Source organism: Rhodopirellula maiorica SM1 (genome assembly GCF_000346295.1).
GTDB lineage: Bacteria > Planctomycetota > Planctomycetia > Pirellulales > Pirellulaceae > Novipirellula > Novipirellula maiorica.
In genome coordinates, this window is sequence record NZ_ANOG01000648.1 from 1 (window position 1) to 17287 (window position 17287).

Sequence of the window (17287 nt, forward strand, 5' to 3'; positions counted from 1 at the left end):
CAATCGCAGTATTGTGAAAGTCGCACCCCAGAGGAAAGATTCCGAGTGGGGCGTATCGATTTTTTTCGAAGCTTTGCAGAACGCAACAGCAGGTGAATGGAGATACCATTCACGTGAAAGAAAAGAAAGAGCGGCTGATGGGATTCGAACCCACGACAATCACGTTGGCAACGTGATGCTCTGCCAACTGAGCTACAGCCGCAAAACTTTCGACGCCGGCCAAGTTATCGATTGCAGTTTGATGTTGCAAGGTCACTTGGTGGCACTTTTTTGTGAGGCAAAACCAACAGGTTTGCCATCAACAGGAGCGGATTGTAGGTGTCGATCGAATTCGTTCAAGCCCAATTTGTGAAGACTTTGAAAATTGTTTTCGCACCGTCGTGTTGGCCATCCTTTTGGCGGATGGGAATGCCATCCCGCAGCGTCCTTGGGGGCTGGTCGGGCTGGGGCAGGCGTCTGCGGGCTGGGGCGGGCGGAAGCCCAATGCCATCTACTTTGGCAACTACTGGAGATGCTCAAGTAGTGGGATTCGCCAGAATTCCCATCTTTGCTGTTGAAACACCAGGAACTCTGGCGAGTCCCACTACGAAGGTAGTCCCACTACGAAAGTAGATGGCATTGGGCGCGGGGCCTCGCCCGGTCTAAACCGAACGTCTTACTCGCCTCAACCGGACGGCTCGCGCCGTGCCGCTACCAAAGTAGATGGCATTGGGCGGCAGGGCTGGGCTTGGGGGGGCAGCGGGCGGGCGTCTGCGGGTTGGGACGCGCCTGGGCTCGCTCGCACAGCCAACTTCATATTCTTCTGAATTTCCCCCATTTCCACCGAGCACCATGACACGGTACACTACCGGGCTTGATTTATAGATAACGATGAGGCGCAGCGATCCGATGGTCGGTTTTCCTGTTTCGCCCTCACGTGCCATACGATGACGCCGTAAAGACGAGAGGTCTTACCGAAGGATGTCCACCTCCACTGAACCCGAAACAACGGAAGTTCCGGAAGAAAAGAAAACGATCCAACTGCAAGCGACAGTTGAGAGCCCTTCGCCATGCGTTCGCCAGGTGATTGTAACGATCCCTCACGCGGAAGTTGAACGGTACCTCAAAGATGCCTACGACGAAATTGTGCCGGAAGCCTCCGTGCCCGGTTTTCGTGCGGGACGCGCACCGCGAAAGTTGGTCGAAAAGCAATTCCGTGACCGTGTTCGCGAACAAGTGAAGGGCGCCCTGTTGATGGATTCGCTCTCGCAAGTGAGCGACAAAGAAGAGTTTTCCGCAATCGGTGAACCCGAGTTCGATTTCGAGTCGATCGAGTTGCCCGAAGACAGCGGTGACTTTAAATACCAATTCACCGTCGAAGTTCGTCCCGATTTTGAAACTCCGACTTGGAAGGGCCTCAAGCTCTCCAAACCCGTCGAAGAAATCACCGATGCCGATGTTGATGAATCGTTGCAACGGGTTCTGGGACGCTACGCCACGCTCGAAGCGACTGACGAAGCCGCTGCGATGGGCGACAAGTTGGTCGTGACGATCAAGTTCAGCGAAAACGGCAAGCTGCTCAGCGAGCTCGAAGAAGAACGCGTGACATTGAACAGTCGCTTGAGCTTCTCCGATGGGGTGATCGAAGATTTCGGCACCCTAATGACCGGTGTTGTCGAAGGCGATACTCGCACCGGCAAAGCGAAGATCAGCGAAGGCGTAAGCAACGAAGAAACGCGTGGCAAGGAAATCGATGCCGAAATCCATGTCATCGAAGTCTTGAAATCGGAATTGCCGAAGCTGACTCCAAGCTTCTTGGAAGAGCTTGGTGATTTTGAATCCGAGCAAGAGCTTCGCGACTTTGTGCGTGATTCGCTCACTCGCCAAGCCGATTACCGCACCCAGCAAGCTCTTCGCCAATCGGTCGTCGATGCGTTGGCGGGTAACGCTGACTTTGAATTGCCAAAATCGTTGGTGCAACGACAAACGCAACGTGAATTGCAACGTAAGGTTCTCGAGCTGCGTCGTAGCGGATTCGATGAAGACAACATTCGTCGCTTCGTCAACGCTTCGCGTCAAAATGCTCAAGCCTCCACCGAGGCCGCACTTCGCGAACACTTTATCTTGGAAAAGATCGCCGAAGAAGCCGAAGTCGATGCAGAGCCTGCGGATTACGATGCCGAAGTCGCATTGATCGCTCAGCAAAGCGATTCGCCAGAACGAAAAGTTCGTGCTCGACTAGAAAAGAGCGGTCAAATGGACGCGCTTCGCAACCAAATCGTTGAGCGTAAGGTGATCGAAATGATCGTCGAAGCTGGCGAAGTCAGCGAAGAAAAAGTCGAAAAGAGCAAGGGCGACGACGACCAAGAGTTCGCCGTTTATCACAATGTCTTGCCGACTCGTGATGACGAAGCGATTCCTGCGGCCAAGTACGAAGACAATTCGCCAAAGGATGCCGAGAAGAAAGAAAAGGAATAGTTTCCTTTTTGATCACCTCGCCTGGATCATTCGACTGCCCGGTTCCGCTTCATTGTGGAAACGGGCAGTTTTTTTTGCGCAGTGAGCCGCGACGCGTCAGCAGCCAAGTTCCACGCATGCCATGATGCCTTTCGGCACTTTTATAGCGGAGCGGCGCAAGCCGCCCGGTAAATATCGAACGTTTCATTCGCGGCAACCGGGCGGCTTGCGCCGCACCGCTACCAAAGTCGATGGCATTGGGCGCGGGGCCGCCCGGTAATTTTCGAACGTTTTATCCGCTGCGACCGGACGGCTTGCGCCGCACCGCTACCAAAGCCGATGGCATGGCATTGGACGCTCATCACATGCTGACGCGACCGTTTGTCTAGCACCAATGCTCGATGCTGCGACGGTACAGTTCGATGCCTTTTTCGAGTTGTTCGATCGAGATCCATTCGTTTGCGGTGTGGGCCTGAGCGATATTGCCTGGGCCGCAGACCAACCGCTGATTCAATTCACCAAACACTCCACCGTCAGTCGCATAGCACTTCGTCGTCGGTGTTGCCCCTGCTAATTTGCACATTGTTTGAATGCACGGGGCGTTGGCGTCGACCCAAATTGGATCGCAGCCGACAAGAGGGCGGAACTCGAGCCCAAGCGATTCGGCATATTGCCGAGCTTCGTTGATCAAATCGCTTCCATCGATCTCAGGCATGGTTCGCAAACTGACCCATGCTTCGCTCTTCGGAGCCGTGATGTTGATTGCGGTACCATGATCGGTAAATCCGAAATTCCATGACAAGGTAGGCGGATCGAAGCGGCGGTCCTGATAGCATGGCTCGCGCAGCGTTCGTTCGTTCAGCTCCGCGATTTTTTGCAACATGGGAACCATCGCGACATTCGCATTGATGCCTTCGGCGGTGCTGCTGTGAGCCGCCCGACCGCGGCTGAAGATGCGAAATCCAGTGATGCCTTTATGTGCATGGACGACACCAAGTTCGGTGGGTTCTCCGATAATCGCGACAGGTTGTGCCGCGACAATTTCGCGATACGCCGTCGAAGATTCAACTAGATGCCGTGCCCCTTGAAACCCCGTCTCTTCGTCAGCGGTACAGACGACCCATAGCGGATGCTTTTGTGAGGATGCTGAAACCTGGGCGATCGCGGCGAGAAATGCAACCAACGAGCCTTTCATGTCGCACGCGCCACGTCCGTAAACGCGGTCATTTGCAATCGTCGCCGTGAACGCGTCACCAGGCGAATCGGGGTCCGGCCCGACCCAATTTTGGACCGGGACGACGTCGGTATGGCAAAAATAGGCTAGCCCGGCAGCAGAGGAATTGTCGGCGCCGGCAGGTTCCCGCTTCGCAACGATATTTGCTTTGCGAACCCCTTTGCTATCGACATAGGTGGTCAGTTCGGTTTCGAATCCAAGTAACCGCAAGTGTGTATCGACATACTCTGAAATGTCGACATTGCTAGCCGAGCTAACCGAGGGAAAGGCGATCAAGCGTGACAGGGTATCGAGCGATTCGCGAGTTGCGTTTTTCATGATGCAGGGGTGAAGGTAACTTCCATTGCCGTAGACGCGGATATTTGTCGATGTTTTGGAGGAAGGACGCAAGGGAGGTTTGCAGGGCCCTAGGGGGCCAGCACGTCACGAAGCGCTGCGGCAATTTGTTTGGGGTTCGCTCCTTCGACTTCGCCCGTGAAAGTTTCCAGTGTTTCAATAGCATCTTGGCGATGAATGTCGGTCGATTTTGGCGCGATGGCTTGATAGACCGCCTGGGCTGCAATCGCGGTGGGATCGCCCTCTTTCAAAGCAAACGTGGCAAGTTTGTCAGCAAGTCGCGGCGGAAGTTCGTCAAACGTATACTCTTTGACGGTTGCATTGAAGCGAATGACCAGCCGGTCGGGGCCTTTTTCAACGACGATCACGCGGAGCGTTTCGGTCAATTCAAAATCGCTGCCGGTCTGTAGCGTTGCCACGCCACGCTCGATGGCGCCGCGATAGTACGACGTCAGATCTGCGATTTCAAACAATGGCTCGGCCCGAGGTTTCTGCTCGTCGCTAAGCGGCGTATCGGCTGCTGCTTCGTGCACCGCCCGCAATTGGTTCCAATCGGCGGTCTTGATTGCCGTGCGGGCTTTCGCAATTAGTTCCTCGGCCTTGGCGATCATCTCTTTGCTAATCGACTCGGCCGGCATTGCCGCTGAGTTTCCGTCGGTGGGTGTTTGCGGAGGAGTGACCGAAGGATCGCTGGAGGAATCGGAGCTGGTCATTTCCATGGGGGTGTCGTCGCCCGGTTCCGGCTGCACAGGCATGGGCTGGGCTGAGTCGGGTTGCACAGGCATCGGTGGGGCAGGTTCAGGACGACTCGGCATTGGCTGCATGTTGTCGGGTCCGTCCTCGGCATCGTCTTGCCGTTGGTCGGCATTCATATACGAGTCCAGCGGACGGCGGCCACTGTCGTCCTCGGCACGATTCGGCCCGAGATTACCCATGATCGGGTCCACCGGTCGCGAGGTGACGCGTTTGCCGGGTGCCGCAGTCGATGGATCTGCTGATCCGCCAGGATTGGTCGAAAGGGTAAAGCTGCCGTCTTTGGCGGTGATCGCGATTGTTCCTGGTTTCGCCATGACCACCCAAACGAGTACGCCGATCATCGCCAGGATCGCGGCTGCGCAGCCAATCAAGACAAGCCAACCCGCCATCGATTTGCGACGACGTTTGGCAGGCTTCTTTTTCTTGATGGCGATCGGCGCTGCAACGGCGGAACCGCCACTTGGCTCGCTAAACGCCGGAATCTGCGAGGCAGCCGTTGACGTTTCCACTGCGGCAATCGGAGGATTCGCGGTCTGGGGGGCGGGTACAGAAGCCACTGGTCCCTGAGGAACAGGGGCCTGAGGAACAGGTCCCTGAGAAACTGCGGGCTGAGAAACTGCGGGCTGGGGAACTGCGGGCATTTGCGGCGCCAGCGGATTGCCTTGAGGCAGCACGGCGGCTAGCGGATCGGTTTTCGGCAGCAGACTGGCCAGCGGGTCAGCCGTGCTCGAGCCTCCGAGGGGGCGGTGGCACTGCGGTGGGGGCCGAGGCTGGAGGTGGTGTGGTGGGCGGCGAGCCAACGTCGCCGAAATCAATCACGCCAAAACGAGCATCCAGCGTCTCTTTTTGGCTGGATCCAGCAGGATATCGCGGGATTGTTGGACCCATTTCGCCGCCCGTTTCCAGACCACAGGATCCGCATCGGCTTTCGCGTTTTGCAGTTTTTGGATCGTTTTTTTAATCGCAACGACAATCACCTGCGAATCTTGCTCGCCGCCGGTCAGCCCAAAGACTTGATACGGATGCGGATTCTTCGTCTCTGCAGCGACAGGTAAAAGGTCCGATATTTCAGTTGCCGACATTCGTCATGGTCCGGTGGAGGGTGGGCGGGTGCTGGCAGCCAGAGGTGGGGCGTTTGCGAGAAACGATGGTCGCATGATTCCAAAGCGGAGATGCTGTGACCAGTATCTAGTTTAATCAGTGGAGGGGAAAGGGCGAAAGCTTGTCGCGTTCGGTGCGGCTAAGACGACTTGAATCCAGCGTTGTTGCCCGTAGTGACCTGTGATTTTTACCCGATCCGGTTATCGCGGACGTAGCCATCAAATCGATGGTAGGCATTGGCAATAACATGCGGGATACGCAAGAGATCGGTGCTTTCCGAAACAAACCACCAGCGATCGGACGATACCAGAGCATGGACCTGTGAAGCTACCTTTCCTTTTCAACGGCAATTTTATGTTTCCGATCATGCGAATTCGAACCGCTGCAGCGATCGCTGCGCTCGTGGGAGGCCCCTACGTTGTTTCGGAAACGGATATGGGGCAAAAAACGGTTTCGTCGATCAAACGTCAATTCGAGACGACCGAAGCCGCGATGAGTTCGGGGGAATCGGTGTTGTCGACCTCGTCGGATTATGGAGTTCACTCGCACTACGAAGTGGAGCAATTGCGTCACAGCGACAAAACACGCTATCGCTACGACCATGAACTTGCTCGCAAGCTCGGTGCTATCCCTGCAAAGGCTGACAGCGAGCCGAATCTGGTGGGAACCACCGTCCAGGATCTACGCGAAGTGATCCGATTTGACATCAACCCGGAATGGATCATTAGTCGCTTTTCACGCGTGACCACGGTGTTGGCGGATCTGAAGATGGAAGGATTGCGAGTGCCTATCGTCACTGGGACCCAGGCAAACGATTTGGCGGGGACGCTGACTTATTACTTTGACACCAGCGGAAAGGTCCAGCGAATTACCGTGCATGGGTTCACGGGCGACCCGAGCAAAATGGCGGCGATCATGACCGAGCATTACGGTTTATCGCGTGAACCTTCGCTCGAAGCCGGAGTGTTTACCCGGCGTTGGAATGGTGTGCCCGTTCATTTTTTGCGGCTGACCCATGCTCCGATCGTGTATAGCGACGCCATTCACCAGAAGTACACGGTGTTCGTCGAGCTTAATCAGCCCAACCTGGCGTTCGGCATCAGCCCCGAAGCCCAACGAATCGTTAATGCCGACCATTACAGCGGTCGTTGGTAGATCGGTCATGCTTGCGGAACACATGCTTGCGGAACACGAAGGATACTCTCTTCGATAATCGCCGACCAAGCGTATTACGCCACTGTACTGTATAGATCACCCCGCTCACTGCAAAACTCGGTGGTCCCGGCTTAATGCCGAAACGCCCAAAGGTTCGGTAGTCCGAAATTTTTGTGGTGTGCGTTACTGCAGGAGCGTTCCTAAGCCAAGTCCTTGTGATATTTCTCCTCAATTGGGCTGGTTTGCTAGTAGTTGGTTTGCCAGCTCGATACAATCAATACTCCCAATGCGCATGATTTGCGCGAGACTTGCCAAGCGATCGGTTGGCTTTTGGGGCTCGTCGCGATTGCGGCAGAGCATCGGAAGCCGGGCGATGTTTAGGCAGGATTTTGGGGCGGACAAATCGGCAACGGGATCGTTGCTGGGGCAATCAAAAGGTGAGGGGAACGCATGGGTGCGGGATGGTACTACATCACAAGTGGTTGGATACGTAAAACACGGCGTGTGGGGCCGGTTTCCGAGGCGGATCTGCTTCATCTGATTGATGAAGGCAAGATCGTCCCTGAGACGCTGTTGCTCAGTAGCAAGACCAAGGGAAAATGGGTTCCGATGAATTCGATTGCTCCAGCGATGCAACGTTGGAATGAATCGCATTCCAAAGCCTCCTCGGAATAAAGTTCATTCGCTTTGACAAGCGTACTGAAACGAGCGTACGACATTTGAAGATGGCAACGACGACCTCATCCAAGACGTTGGCGGACTACGCAGCCATTGCCGTTGCGCCGTTGTTGATTTTCTTGATGATCAATAGTCTCGCCAATTACTTGATGCTGGTCTTGTATCACGGCGGCTATCCCGAGCGAGTGTCATGGACATTGTTCATGTATACGATGGGAGTTGTTAGTGTTGCGCGGATTGCGATTGAGCGTGATCGCAGCTACGCGATGGGCTACCTGTGCATTCTGGGGGCGGTCACTTTTTTGGCGATGATGCGATTTGTCGGATCGCCCATTTTTAGCCTCTTTATGTTGGCGTTGATCGCGTTTCTGGCGGATCGAATTGTTCACGATTGCACGTTGATCGATGATTCGGTTGACGCCAGCGGACAAGGACTGATGGACTCGGGCGGCCACTTTGTTCGTCGTCAAGTCGAGGCGAATCGTGCTGAGGTTGATTCCCAGGAAGCCGCGGCGGACGACGTTCCCAACACCAAGGCTCAAACGCCTCAGGCCAGACAGGCAACGCATCAGCCCGGACGCACCGTCATGTATCTAGCCTTGGCCGCGTTGCCACTCTTTGGGCTGGGGCAATTTTTTCTACGTGCCGATCCGGGAACCACTTCCCGCGCACTATGGTTGTTGGCGATCTACTTGTTCTCGAGTTTTTCGCTACTTGTGACCACCAGCTTTTTGGGGCTTCGTCGCTACCTGCGGCAGCGCGGTGTCGACATGCCGAACAACGTTTCGGTTGGATGGATCACCGGTGGATTGGCAATCATCAGTTTGATTCTATTGGTCTCGTACCTTGCTCCGGTGCCAGGGCAAGTGCTTGCGTCATTTGAGTTGCCTGAAATTACGAATCCGCCAGACGATCTTTCGGCAAGCAAGTACGGCCATGGAAACGAAGCGGCGGCGAAGAAGAAAGAAGGGGCCGCGGTTACGGGAGAAGACAAAAACGCAGGTGCAAAGGAAGTCCAGGAAACTGCTAGCCAAAAGGGGGCGCCGCCGGGGGCTGCCGCGGAGGGTGACAACAAACAAGGAGCCGCCGGGAAACAGGACGGAGGCAAAAAGCCAGCTTCCGGAGGCTCGGATTCCGATCAGAAGGGAAGCGAAGAAAAAAGCTCTGGCGACAACGGCAAGCAGGAAAATTCGCAAGCCTCGGATGATCCGAACAGCAAGCAAGGTGACAAACAGGATAGCAAGCAGAACGAGTCCGGCCAGCAATCCCAAGACAATAAGACAGAAGAGTCTCGCGATGGCGATCCTGATCAACCACCGCAGTCCGAGTCGCAGCAGACTAAGTCCAACGAATCCGAAGCCGAGCAGTCAGAGTCGGAGGAGTCCAATGCCCGGGAGTCCGATTCCGAGCAGGCCGATTCTGAGCAGGCCGAATCACCTCCGTCTGCATCGCCCCCGAGTTCAGCTCCTTCGCTGATGGAGATGTTTTCGCTGCTCGGTTCGTTACTGAAATTTCTGATTGCGTTGGCGCTTGCTGTCGTCGTTGGTGTTTATGTCTATCGCAATCGCGATGCGATACTGCAGTGGTTCAATGGACTTTGGTTTCGGCAATCAGATTCTTCCGACATGGTGGAGCCTGAATCGTCGCAGCAGGTTGTCTCGGCGCCCGTCAAACCGTTTTCGTCGTTCCGCAATCCGATCGGAGTTGAAAAGGATCCTCGCCAAATTGTGATCGTGACGTTTCAAGCATTCGAAGCCTGGGCACGCGAGCAGGGGTCGCGTCGTCGTCCCGACGAAACCCCAAGCGAATTTCTAAAACGGATTGCCGGCACGCTGCCTCAGGTTTCTTCGTCGGCGGTTCGCGTTGTCGATGCGTACAACCGAATTGTTTACGGTGATGATAAGGCGACGCAGGCCGACATTTCGGCTGCGGACCAGATTTGGAAGCAGATGAATTCCGCCGTTCCGGCCACCGTCCGCTAATCGAGGGGATTCGGATTTCGTCCGGCGGCGGACGCTCAATGCCATCTACTTTGGTAGCGGCACGGCGCGAGCCGTCCGGTTGAGGCAAGTAAAACGTTCGGTTTGGACCGGGCGGGCCCCGCACCGCACCGCTACAAACGCCACCCGTTTAGTCCCAAAGTAGATGGCATTGGGCGGACGCGGTGGGCAACCCATGGTCAACGAAAAAAAGGTTTCCGCTACAATAGGACGACGTCGCCTCTCCCTTCTGTTGGAACGTGATCCTTTGTCGTCTGCCATACTGTCAAAATTGCGAACGATCACTCAGTGGTCGGCGGGGCACCGGGCTCGGCGCTGGATGCAGATAGGGATCCTGCTGTTGATGATGGCCACCGCGATGGTCGTGTTACTGAACTACCAGCTTCGCGGTACGATGCAAGAAATGGCTGGTGATTCGTTGCGGTCGATTTTGTCTGCGAAGTTGGCTGTGTTTGATCATTGGTGTGATCAGCACATGGCGCGGGTGAGCGATGCGATGCAGACAGACAAACGCAAAACGCTGGCCGTCCGTATTCTGACGTCCCATCCGTCCAGTCATCCGGTTTCGCCCGAGCAATTGAGGGCCGATCCCAATCTTGCTCTGTTCACACAGGATGTTGCCAGTACGGTTGTCAGCGGAGTATCCCGCGATGACGTCCTCGGTTGGGCTCTGGTCGATATCGATGGGCGTGTGCTTGGCAGCAATGTGACGTCACTGTTTGCCGAAGACTTGGGGATTCCCAGTGATTCGCTAGAAAAAATGATTTCGCGACAAGTCACGCTGACGCGTCCTTTTCGTTCGCCGAAGCCTCTGAGTCGATCAGGACCGTTGTCCCAAGCCGAACCTGCGGTTATCGCCGTGATCGCCCCGGTGGTGCAGGGGGCTCGCACGCTGGGTGGTTTTTTGTACTTGATGGATCCAGCGGCGGATTTTAGTGAGTTGTTTTCGGCGGCGGTTGCTGGCTCGTATGCGACATCGTACGCCATCGACCGTCACGGCGTGATGCTGACAAGTGCTCCATGCTCGCATGCGTCACCGTCGTCCGCGGCGGTTCACTCGGATTTATCCACATCCTCGATTTTGCATCAGGTCGTCCAAATTCCTGGCGATCAGGCAGGTTTCAAATCCACGTCGAGCCCATCGTTGTCGGGGCCATCGCTGTCGGGCCGCTCGCGTCCGCTGACCGTGCTGGCGGATCAATTAACTCGGGGAGGGCGAGGGGAAAACGTCGTGGGGTATCGCGATTACCGCGGTGACGAGGTTATCGGAGCATGGCGTTGGCTGCCCGAGTATGGGATCGGAGTCGCTGTGGAAATGAAAGTCGACGATGTCTATGGACCGCTGCATACGTTTTCGCGGATCCATTGGGCATTGGCGATGGCGATGATCCTGGGGGCGGTATTGTTGGGCGGACTGCATTTATTCGGGCCCCATCTGTCTCGCTCGCTTGCCCAAGCCGATTCCACCCGGCAACTCGGGCAATACAAGCTTGGGCGGTTGATTGGCGAAGGGGCGATGGGATCGGTCTATATCGGATCTCACCAGCTACTCAAACGTCAGGTCGCGATCAAGGTACTCGAAAAAGAAGAGTTGACCTCCACGGCCGCGTCGCGTTTTGCTCGCGAAGTCCAGTTAACCGCGCAGCTTCGTCACCCCAATACTATCGCGATTTTCGATTACGGGCGAACCGATGACGGGACGTTTTATTACGTGATGGAATACGTCCATGGGATCACGCTGCAAGCACTGATTGATCAATACGGCCGACAGCCGGCGGGGCGGGTGATTTCGCTGTTGATCCAAATGTGTGGTTCGCTCGCCGAGGCCCACGTGCGTGGGATTGTTCATCGTGATATTAAACCCGCCAACATTATTTTGACCGAGGTTTCGGGGGTGGGTGACCTGATCAAAGTGCTGGATTTCGGTTTGGTCAAGGAAATCACTCGCGACACGGTCGAATTGACCCAAGTGGACTCGATTACGGGTACGCCGATGTACATGTCGCCCGAGGCGGTGCGGGATGCGTCGGCCGCCAACGCCCAAAGTGATCTGTACGCGGTCGGGGCGGTCGGTTATGCGTTACTAGCCGGAGTGCCGCTGTTCGAGGGCGGAGCGTCGGTTGATATTTGTTTGAAGCAGTTGAACGAAGTCCCAATGCGGCCTGCGGAGCGAATCGGCGTTCCGCTGGCCGACGATCTGCAAAATGTTTTGATGTCCTGTTTGCAAAAAGACGCCCATCAGCGCCCTATGTCGATGGACGAACTCGCTGATACACTCCGTGCTTGTGAAGACTATGGAGCCTGGACCCCAGTGGATTCGGTTCATTGGTGGAACCACAAGTTTCAAGGGGTTGACGACGCAGAAGCATCGGATGTGAGTGTGGCTTTCGCCCCCACAGCAACCGCGGAAGCCGACGGGACATCCGGCGGCAATGGGGCTGCCGGCACCACCGTCATTTCAGGACCAACGACCACTGCACCTCCACGCGATTTCTCGGGATAAGCGATCGGCGACACGACATGTTTGGTAAATTCCGAAATCTCGAGGACGACTCGATCGATTGGCCTGGTTTGTTGTCGTTATTGGAAGACGATGACCGTCGCGCGATGGTTCAGCGGACTTATCCGAGTGAATCTCGTGAGAGTTTCTTGGCGGCTGTCCGTCGACTGGATCTGTCGCTGGCCAGTGACATCCTTGCCTCGGGCCGTCAAGTGCATTCGGCGTCTCAGCTTGTCAATTGGCCAGTCGTGGCAATCGCGGGGATGCTCAACAGCGGCAAGACCAGTTTGGTGGCCACCTATTTGAGCGAGGCGGGGCGGGCTCGGACGCTGCGTGGACCGAGTAATGTCGAAGGCACTCATCGGTTTGTCCTGTGGTTGCCTCAGCAGTGGCAATCCGATTCGGAATTGTTCAGTCTATTGATGGGCCGGATAGGGGACGCGATCGGAAAACCGCCCGAGATGCTGGCCGAAGATCCTGCTGCGGCTCACCAGCAATACAATAATCGGGGGGGCGACGTCAGCACGCTGGCCATTCCGCTGGTGGCCACCGATCCTGGGTTGGACGAAGCGGGGATTGGGTTGTTGGATTGTCCGGACATTGTCTCGGACGAAGCGTTTGGGCTGGGATCACCGGATATTCGCCGCGACCTGCTTGGCCGCGCCGCCACAATTTGTTCGGCGTTCCTGGTCGTCTCGTCTGCGGAATCTTCGCGTGACGCCACTCTCGGGGATCTGTTGCGAATCGCAGCCGACTTGATGCCGGGCGTCCCACGGATGTTGGCCGTTAACAAAGTTCGTCCTCGCCAGACTCCGGATCAAGTGTTTGAAACGTTCACGCCGTTGGCGAGAACGCACGGCATTGAAACGGTATACGCGGCTTACGATTTTGACGTGCCTGCGAGTCGGCCGTACATTCCAGCACCGAGCGGGACGGCTGCCGCAGCGATCAGCGATGACGAGGATATGTTCCCGGTTTTCTTTTCGGTTTCTGAAAACCCCGACCATAATCCACCCGCCGGAATTCCCGACGACCGCTTGCTTGCCGCATTACCGACGCGGCTCGATCGCGCAAAATTGTTCGAGAAATTTCGCGTTGCGTTGCAATCCACGCTACGGTCGATGGTTTGGGATCGCGGGCTCAGTTTGGTGGACCAGGATGCTGATCGCTCGCTAAAAGCGACGCAGCGGGCTCAGGATTGCTTGTTGCAAGCGGCACTCGAATTTTTTGCGCATCGGCAATTGGGCGGCGAAGTTGTCGAACTGCGGCTGCATCAATCCAAGCGGATCATCCATCAGCTTTCTGAATCGTTCGCCGTCACGGCGCCTTGGTACGCTCGCTGGGGCGTTCGCATGAATGCCAAGTTGCGTCGTTTCGTCGATGGTGCGGGCGAAATGGTACGGCGCTTTACTCCCACCGCGATGGCCGAGCAAACCGCCAGCGAAATTAAAGACAAATTTCGTCGTGGCGAATACGGCAGCCTGATGACTCCCGAACGATTAAACGCAGCAATCGATCGACACGGCGGTTCCGCCGCTCTGCCTCACTGGTTTGACGAAGAGGTGGACCCCAGCATGTCGAGATTGACCGAAGCGTCCGAGGCGGCGATTCTGCGATTCGAGCGTGACGATTTTACACAGCTCGACCCTCGGCGACTCGACGAAGCGGTACGTCAAATGTGGAGCGATGTGCCGGTGCGGAAAAAGCTGGTCGCTGGGCTGACGCCGTTGGCGACGTTACTGGCTGCGTTCGGGGGGGTGTTGATGATTCCGGTTGATTTTGGCACCACCGTGATTGCCGCCGCTTCGATCCCCGAACTGTTTGCTGCCTTCGGCATGGCCGCAATGGCAGCGCTGTGGGCGGGCGGCGCCAACACTCGCGACGTCGGCCAGCAAGCGGCGAAACAGCAGTTGGTCGATTTCCATGCGATCCTGTGCGATACCTTTGGTGTCGATCGGATGGCCAAAATCACTCCGATCGAAGTTGGCCGGGTGAAAGAGAGCTTGCCGATGTCGCACGTCATTCGGCGTGAAGCGATCGGTCCCACATTGCCGCTGTATCAAATCCGTGATGCGTTCCGCAAAGAACTGCAAAAACAGCTGCCTCGTGGTGGCTGAGCAACAGTATTGGGCGAACGACGTCCGCCGTCGCTTGACCGCCATCCGGATTGGCGTCCTCAGCGCCGAAGCAACACTCTGCTAAGATACTATGGACGTGCGAGTGCAGCATCTCGCCGACCCTTTACTTAGCCTTTCTGGGAAATGCAAAACGTGGATCCCCGTTCGTATAAAGAGCCTTCCTGCAACCTGCCGTTCCTTCAGAGCGACAGTGGTGCGAACTGTAATGCAGCCAGCATTAGCCCCGAACCACCGCTTTTTCCTGATCGAAATGCGCCGTCACGCGATCACGTCGATCTGCCGCGGATTGAGCAAGCGGTCCGTATCATCTTGGATGCCGTTGGCGAAGATCCCGATCGAGAAGGATTGCTGGAGACCCCCGCGCGAGTGGCTCGCATGTATGCCGAGATGTTTGCGGGGTTGAAATCCGATCCGGGGCGTCATTTGGCGAAGGTATTCACCGAGGAATATGACGAAATTGTGCTCGTGCGGGACATCAGTTTCTGCAGCATGTGCGAGCATCACTTGTTGCCGTTCACCGGTCGCGCCCACATCGCGTATCTGCCTAGCGGAAAAGTGGTGGGGTTGAGCAAGCTGGCCCGTGTGGTCGAAGAGGTGGCTCGGCGTCCGCAGGTTCAAGAGCGAATGACGCAAACGATTGCCGATCTCGTCGAAGAGCGGTTGTCGGCAACCGGTGTCGCCGTGGTGTGCGAGGCCACGCATAGCTGCATGACAATGCGGGGGGTGCGCAAGCCGGGCAGCCTGTGTTTGACCAGTGCGATGCGCGGAGCATTTCGCGACGACCCCAAATCGCGAGCCGAGGTTTTGGGGCTGATCAACCGCGAAGTTTAGCGAGCGGGCCCATCGCCATTCCGAGTTCTCTCTACTCTGCTGAGTCGGTCTTAATCCTCATTCTCTAGGTTTGCGAACTTGATGAACATCGCTCATCTCACTCGAAACACGCCGCATGGATAGCGAACGTCAACGAATTCAAGACGACTTGCGTGGTGTCGTGCGAGGCGAAGTCTTGTGCGATGACATTTCATGTCAGCTTTATGCCACTGACGCAAGCATTTATCAAATGACCCCGCTTGGGGTTGTGCGGCCTCGCTCCGCCGCCGACGTGGTTGCCACCGTGCAATACGCGACCGAGCACGATTTGTCGATTCACCCCCGCGGTAGCGGTAGTGGCGTCTCGGGTGAATCGCTTGGCAATGGCTTGCTGCTGGATTTTTCGTGCTTCATGCGGCGGGTCACGATTGACCAAGATGGGGCGCAGGTGACCGTTCAGAGCGGAGCGATTTTGGCCGAGGTCAATTCGGCGTTGGCGGCATACGGGCGAACCTATGGGCCCGATCCCGCAACCCGCAGTATCACCACGATGGGCAGCGTGTTGTCGACCAATGCCTCAGGCAGTCACTATCTGCGGAGCGGATCGGCTCGTGATACGATCGAGTCGATGCGAGTGGTTATGGCCGACGGGAATCTGCTAACGTTGGCGAAACATCATCCAGATGAATCGACACCGCAAGGCCGATTAGCACGTGGAATTGTCGAGATTGAAAACCAGTTTCATTCGCTGATTGCCGCTCGTCGGGATTCGCCGAATTCACGCAGTGGGTATCGTTTTGATGAGGTGATCCTCAGCGATGGCCGTGTCGATTTGGCGAAGTTTATGGTGGGCACGCAAGGAACGCTGGGGATTATCGTTGACGCGGTTGTTCGCACCGAGCAGGTCCCAACCCACCGCGGCGTTGCCCTGTTATTCTTTCGCCGTTTGGATTCAGCCGCCCGTTGTGCGCGTCGCGCGCTGATGCACGGTTTGGTCGCATGTGATTTGATGGATCGTCGGCTTTTGCAAATTGCTCGCGAAACCGACTCACGTTTTGCCGACCTGTTGCCGCGCGAAGCCGAAGCGATGTTGTTGGTGGAGATCCAAGGCGAATCATTGGGGGATCTTTACGACCGCTTGGCAATCATTCGTCAAGAATGTGCCAAGGGAGCTGATGCCGCATTTGCCGCGGTCGATACGGTCCGTCCCGCTGAACGCGATCTGTATTGGGCGCTTTCGCGGCGTGTGATTCCCCGGCTGTATCGCGTCAAAGGCAGCGATGCACCGCAGCCGTTTACCGAGGATATTGCGGTTTCGCCGGATCGCTTGCCTGCCGCGTTGATTGATATTCAAGACACGTTGCAGCGCAACCACACCACCGCGACGGTGTTCGCCCATGCCGGTCATGGGCAACTGCACATCCGCCCCTTTTTAAATCTCGCCAAACCGCACGACCGCGAGAAACTTTGCGACCTGTCCAACCAAATCGCTGAAGTGGTTTGGAAGCATGGCGGCGAAGTCAGCGTCGAACACGCCGCGGGACTGAGCCGGTCTCATTTGCTGCCTCGTCAATATGGCCAATTGTGGCAGGCGATGGGCCAGATCAAGCGTTTGTTTGATTCGGTGCACCGGTTGAATCCTGGCAAGCTGTTTGGCGCCGTTTTGCAAAAGCCCAACGAGAACCTTCGCCCGCTCGACAAAACAATCGAAGTCAGCCGAGGGAATCGGACGTTGATTGCAGCGGAGGAAACGGTCTGCGACGACTCGGGGATCGCGTCGAAGCCGCTGGCTCAATTAGAGGTACTGCAGATCTGGCCTCCCGGTGCCTCGGTGGCCCAGGTGACACGCGAATGCAACGGTTGCGGGCGTTGCCGTACCCATTCGTCCGCCGAACGTCAGTGCCCGATGTTCCGTGCCAGCCATCGTGAGGAAGCCTCGCCGCGGGCGAAAGCGAATTTGCTACGCGGGGTGCTGAGCGGTCAATTGAAGGTTGATAATCTGGCCGAGGATCGCGCCAAGGAAGTTGCGGACCTCTGTTTCAACTGTCACCAATGTCGCGTTGAATGCCCCGCTTCGGTCAATATTCCCAAAATCGTCGGAGAGCTCAAAGCGCAATACGTTGCGACAAACGGGTTGCCACTT

11 protein-coding genes and 1 tRNA gene are annotated in these 17287 nt (G+C 56.4%); 8 read left to right on the plus strand and 4 right to left on the minus strand.

Features of this window, described 5'->3' with window-relative positions:
- Positions 1-129 precede the first annotated feature (129 nt).
- Positions 130-202, minus strand: a tRNA-Gly gene (locus RMSM_RS20735).
- A gap of 758 nt (positions 203-960) precedes the next feature.
- On the opposite strand from RMSM_RS20735, the gene tig reads away from it, so the two are divergent.
- Positions 961-2457: a trigger factor gene (tig, locus tag RMSM_RS20740; protein WP_008700710.1), complete on the plus strand. Its 1497-nt coding sequence runs from the start codon at positions 961-963 to the stop codon at positions 2455-2457.
- 364 nt (positions 2458-2821) lie between these two features.
- Here tig and RMSM_RS20745 read toward each other — a convergent pair whose 3' ends face one another.
- The 3 genes from RMSM_RS20745 to RMSM_RS20755 all read right to left on the minus strand — a co-directional run bounded on the left by RMSM_RS20745 (position 2822) and on the right by RMSM_RS20755 (position 5844).
- Entirely contained in the window at positions 2822-3988 is a 1167-nt protein-coding gene (locus RMSM_RS20745) for a M20 family metallopeptidase (RefSeq protein WP_040768622.1), read from the minus strand.
- An 89-nt stretch (positions 3989-4077) separates the two neighbouring features.
- A complete protein-coding gene (locus RMSM_RS20750; RefSeq protein WP_144057818.1) occupies positions 4078-5562 on the minus strand; it encodes a hypothetical protein in 1485 nt (494 codons plus the stop codon).
- Between the two features lie 15 nt (positions 5563-5577).
- Entirely contained in the window at positions 5578-5844 is a 267-nt protein-coding gene (locus tag RMSM_RS20755) for a hypothetical protein (protein ID WP_008700719.1), read from the minus strand.
- Between the two features lie 385 nt (positions 5845-6229).
- On the opposite strand from RMSM_RS20755, the gene RMSM_RS20760 reads away from it, so the two are divergent.
- The 7 genes from RMSM_RS20760 to RMSM_RS20790 all read left to right on the plus strand — a co-directional run.
- On the plus strand, positions 6230-7018 hold the full coding sequence (locus tag RMSM_RS20760; protein WP_144057819.1) for a DUF6690 family protein: 789 nt from the start codon (positions 6230-6232) through the stop codon (positions 7016-7018).
- A gap of 450 nt (positions 7019-7468) precedes the next feature.
- Positions 7469-7693 carry a DUF4339 domain-containing protein gene (locus RMSM_RS20765; protein WP_008700726.1) on the plus strand — a complete coding sequence of 75 codons (225 nt, stop codon included), beginning with the start codon at positions 7469-7471 and terminating at the stop codon, positions 7691-7693.
- A 50-nt stretch (positions 7694-7743) separates the two neighbouring features.
- Positions 7744-9678, plus strand: a complete 1935-nt coding sequence (locus RMSM_RS20770) for a DUF4129 domain-containing protein (RefSeq protein WP_008700728.1) — start codon at positions 7744-7746, stop codon at positions 9676-9678.
- A 265-nt stretch (positions 9679-9943) separates the two neighbouring features.
- Positions 9944-12199 (plus strand): serine/threonine-protein kinase, encoded by a 2256-nt coding sequence (locus tag RMSM_RS37175; protein ID WP_160168338.1) that lies wholly within the window; start codon positions 9944-9946, stop codon positions 12197-12199.
- A gap of 17 nt (positions 12200-12216) precedes the next feature.
- Positions 12217-14313, plus strand: a complete 2097-nt coding sequence (locus RMSM_RS20780) for a hypothetical protein (RefSeq protein WP_008700733.1) — start codon at positions 12217-12219, stop codon at positions 14311-14313.
- 144 nt (positions 14314-14457) lie between these two features.
- Positions 14458-15165 (plus strand): GTP cyclohydrolase I FolE, encoded by a 708-nt coding sequence (gene folE / locus RMSM_RS20785; RefSeq protein WP_008700735.1) that lies wholly within the window; start codon positions 14458-14460, stop codon positions 15163-15165.
- Between the two features lie 115 nt (positions 15166-15280).
- Positions 15281-17287 (plus strand): FAD-binding and (Fe-S)-binding domain-containing protein (locus RMSM_RS20790; protein ID WP_008700737.1); only part of this gene is annotated, 2007 nt, incomplete at its 3' end.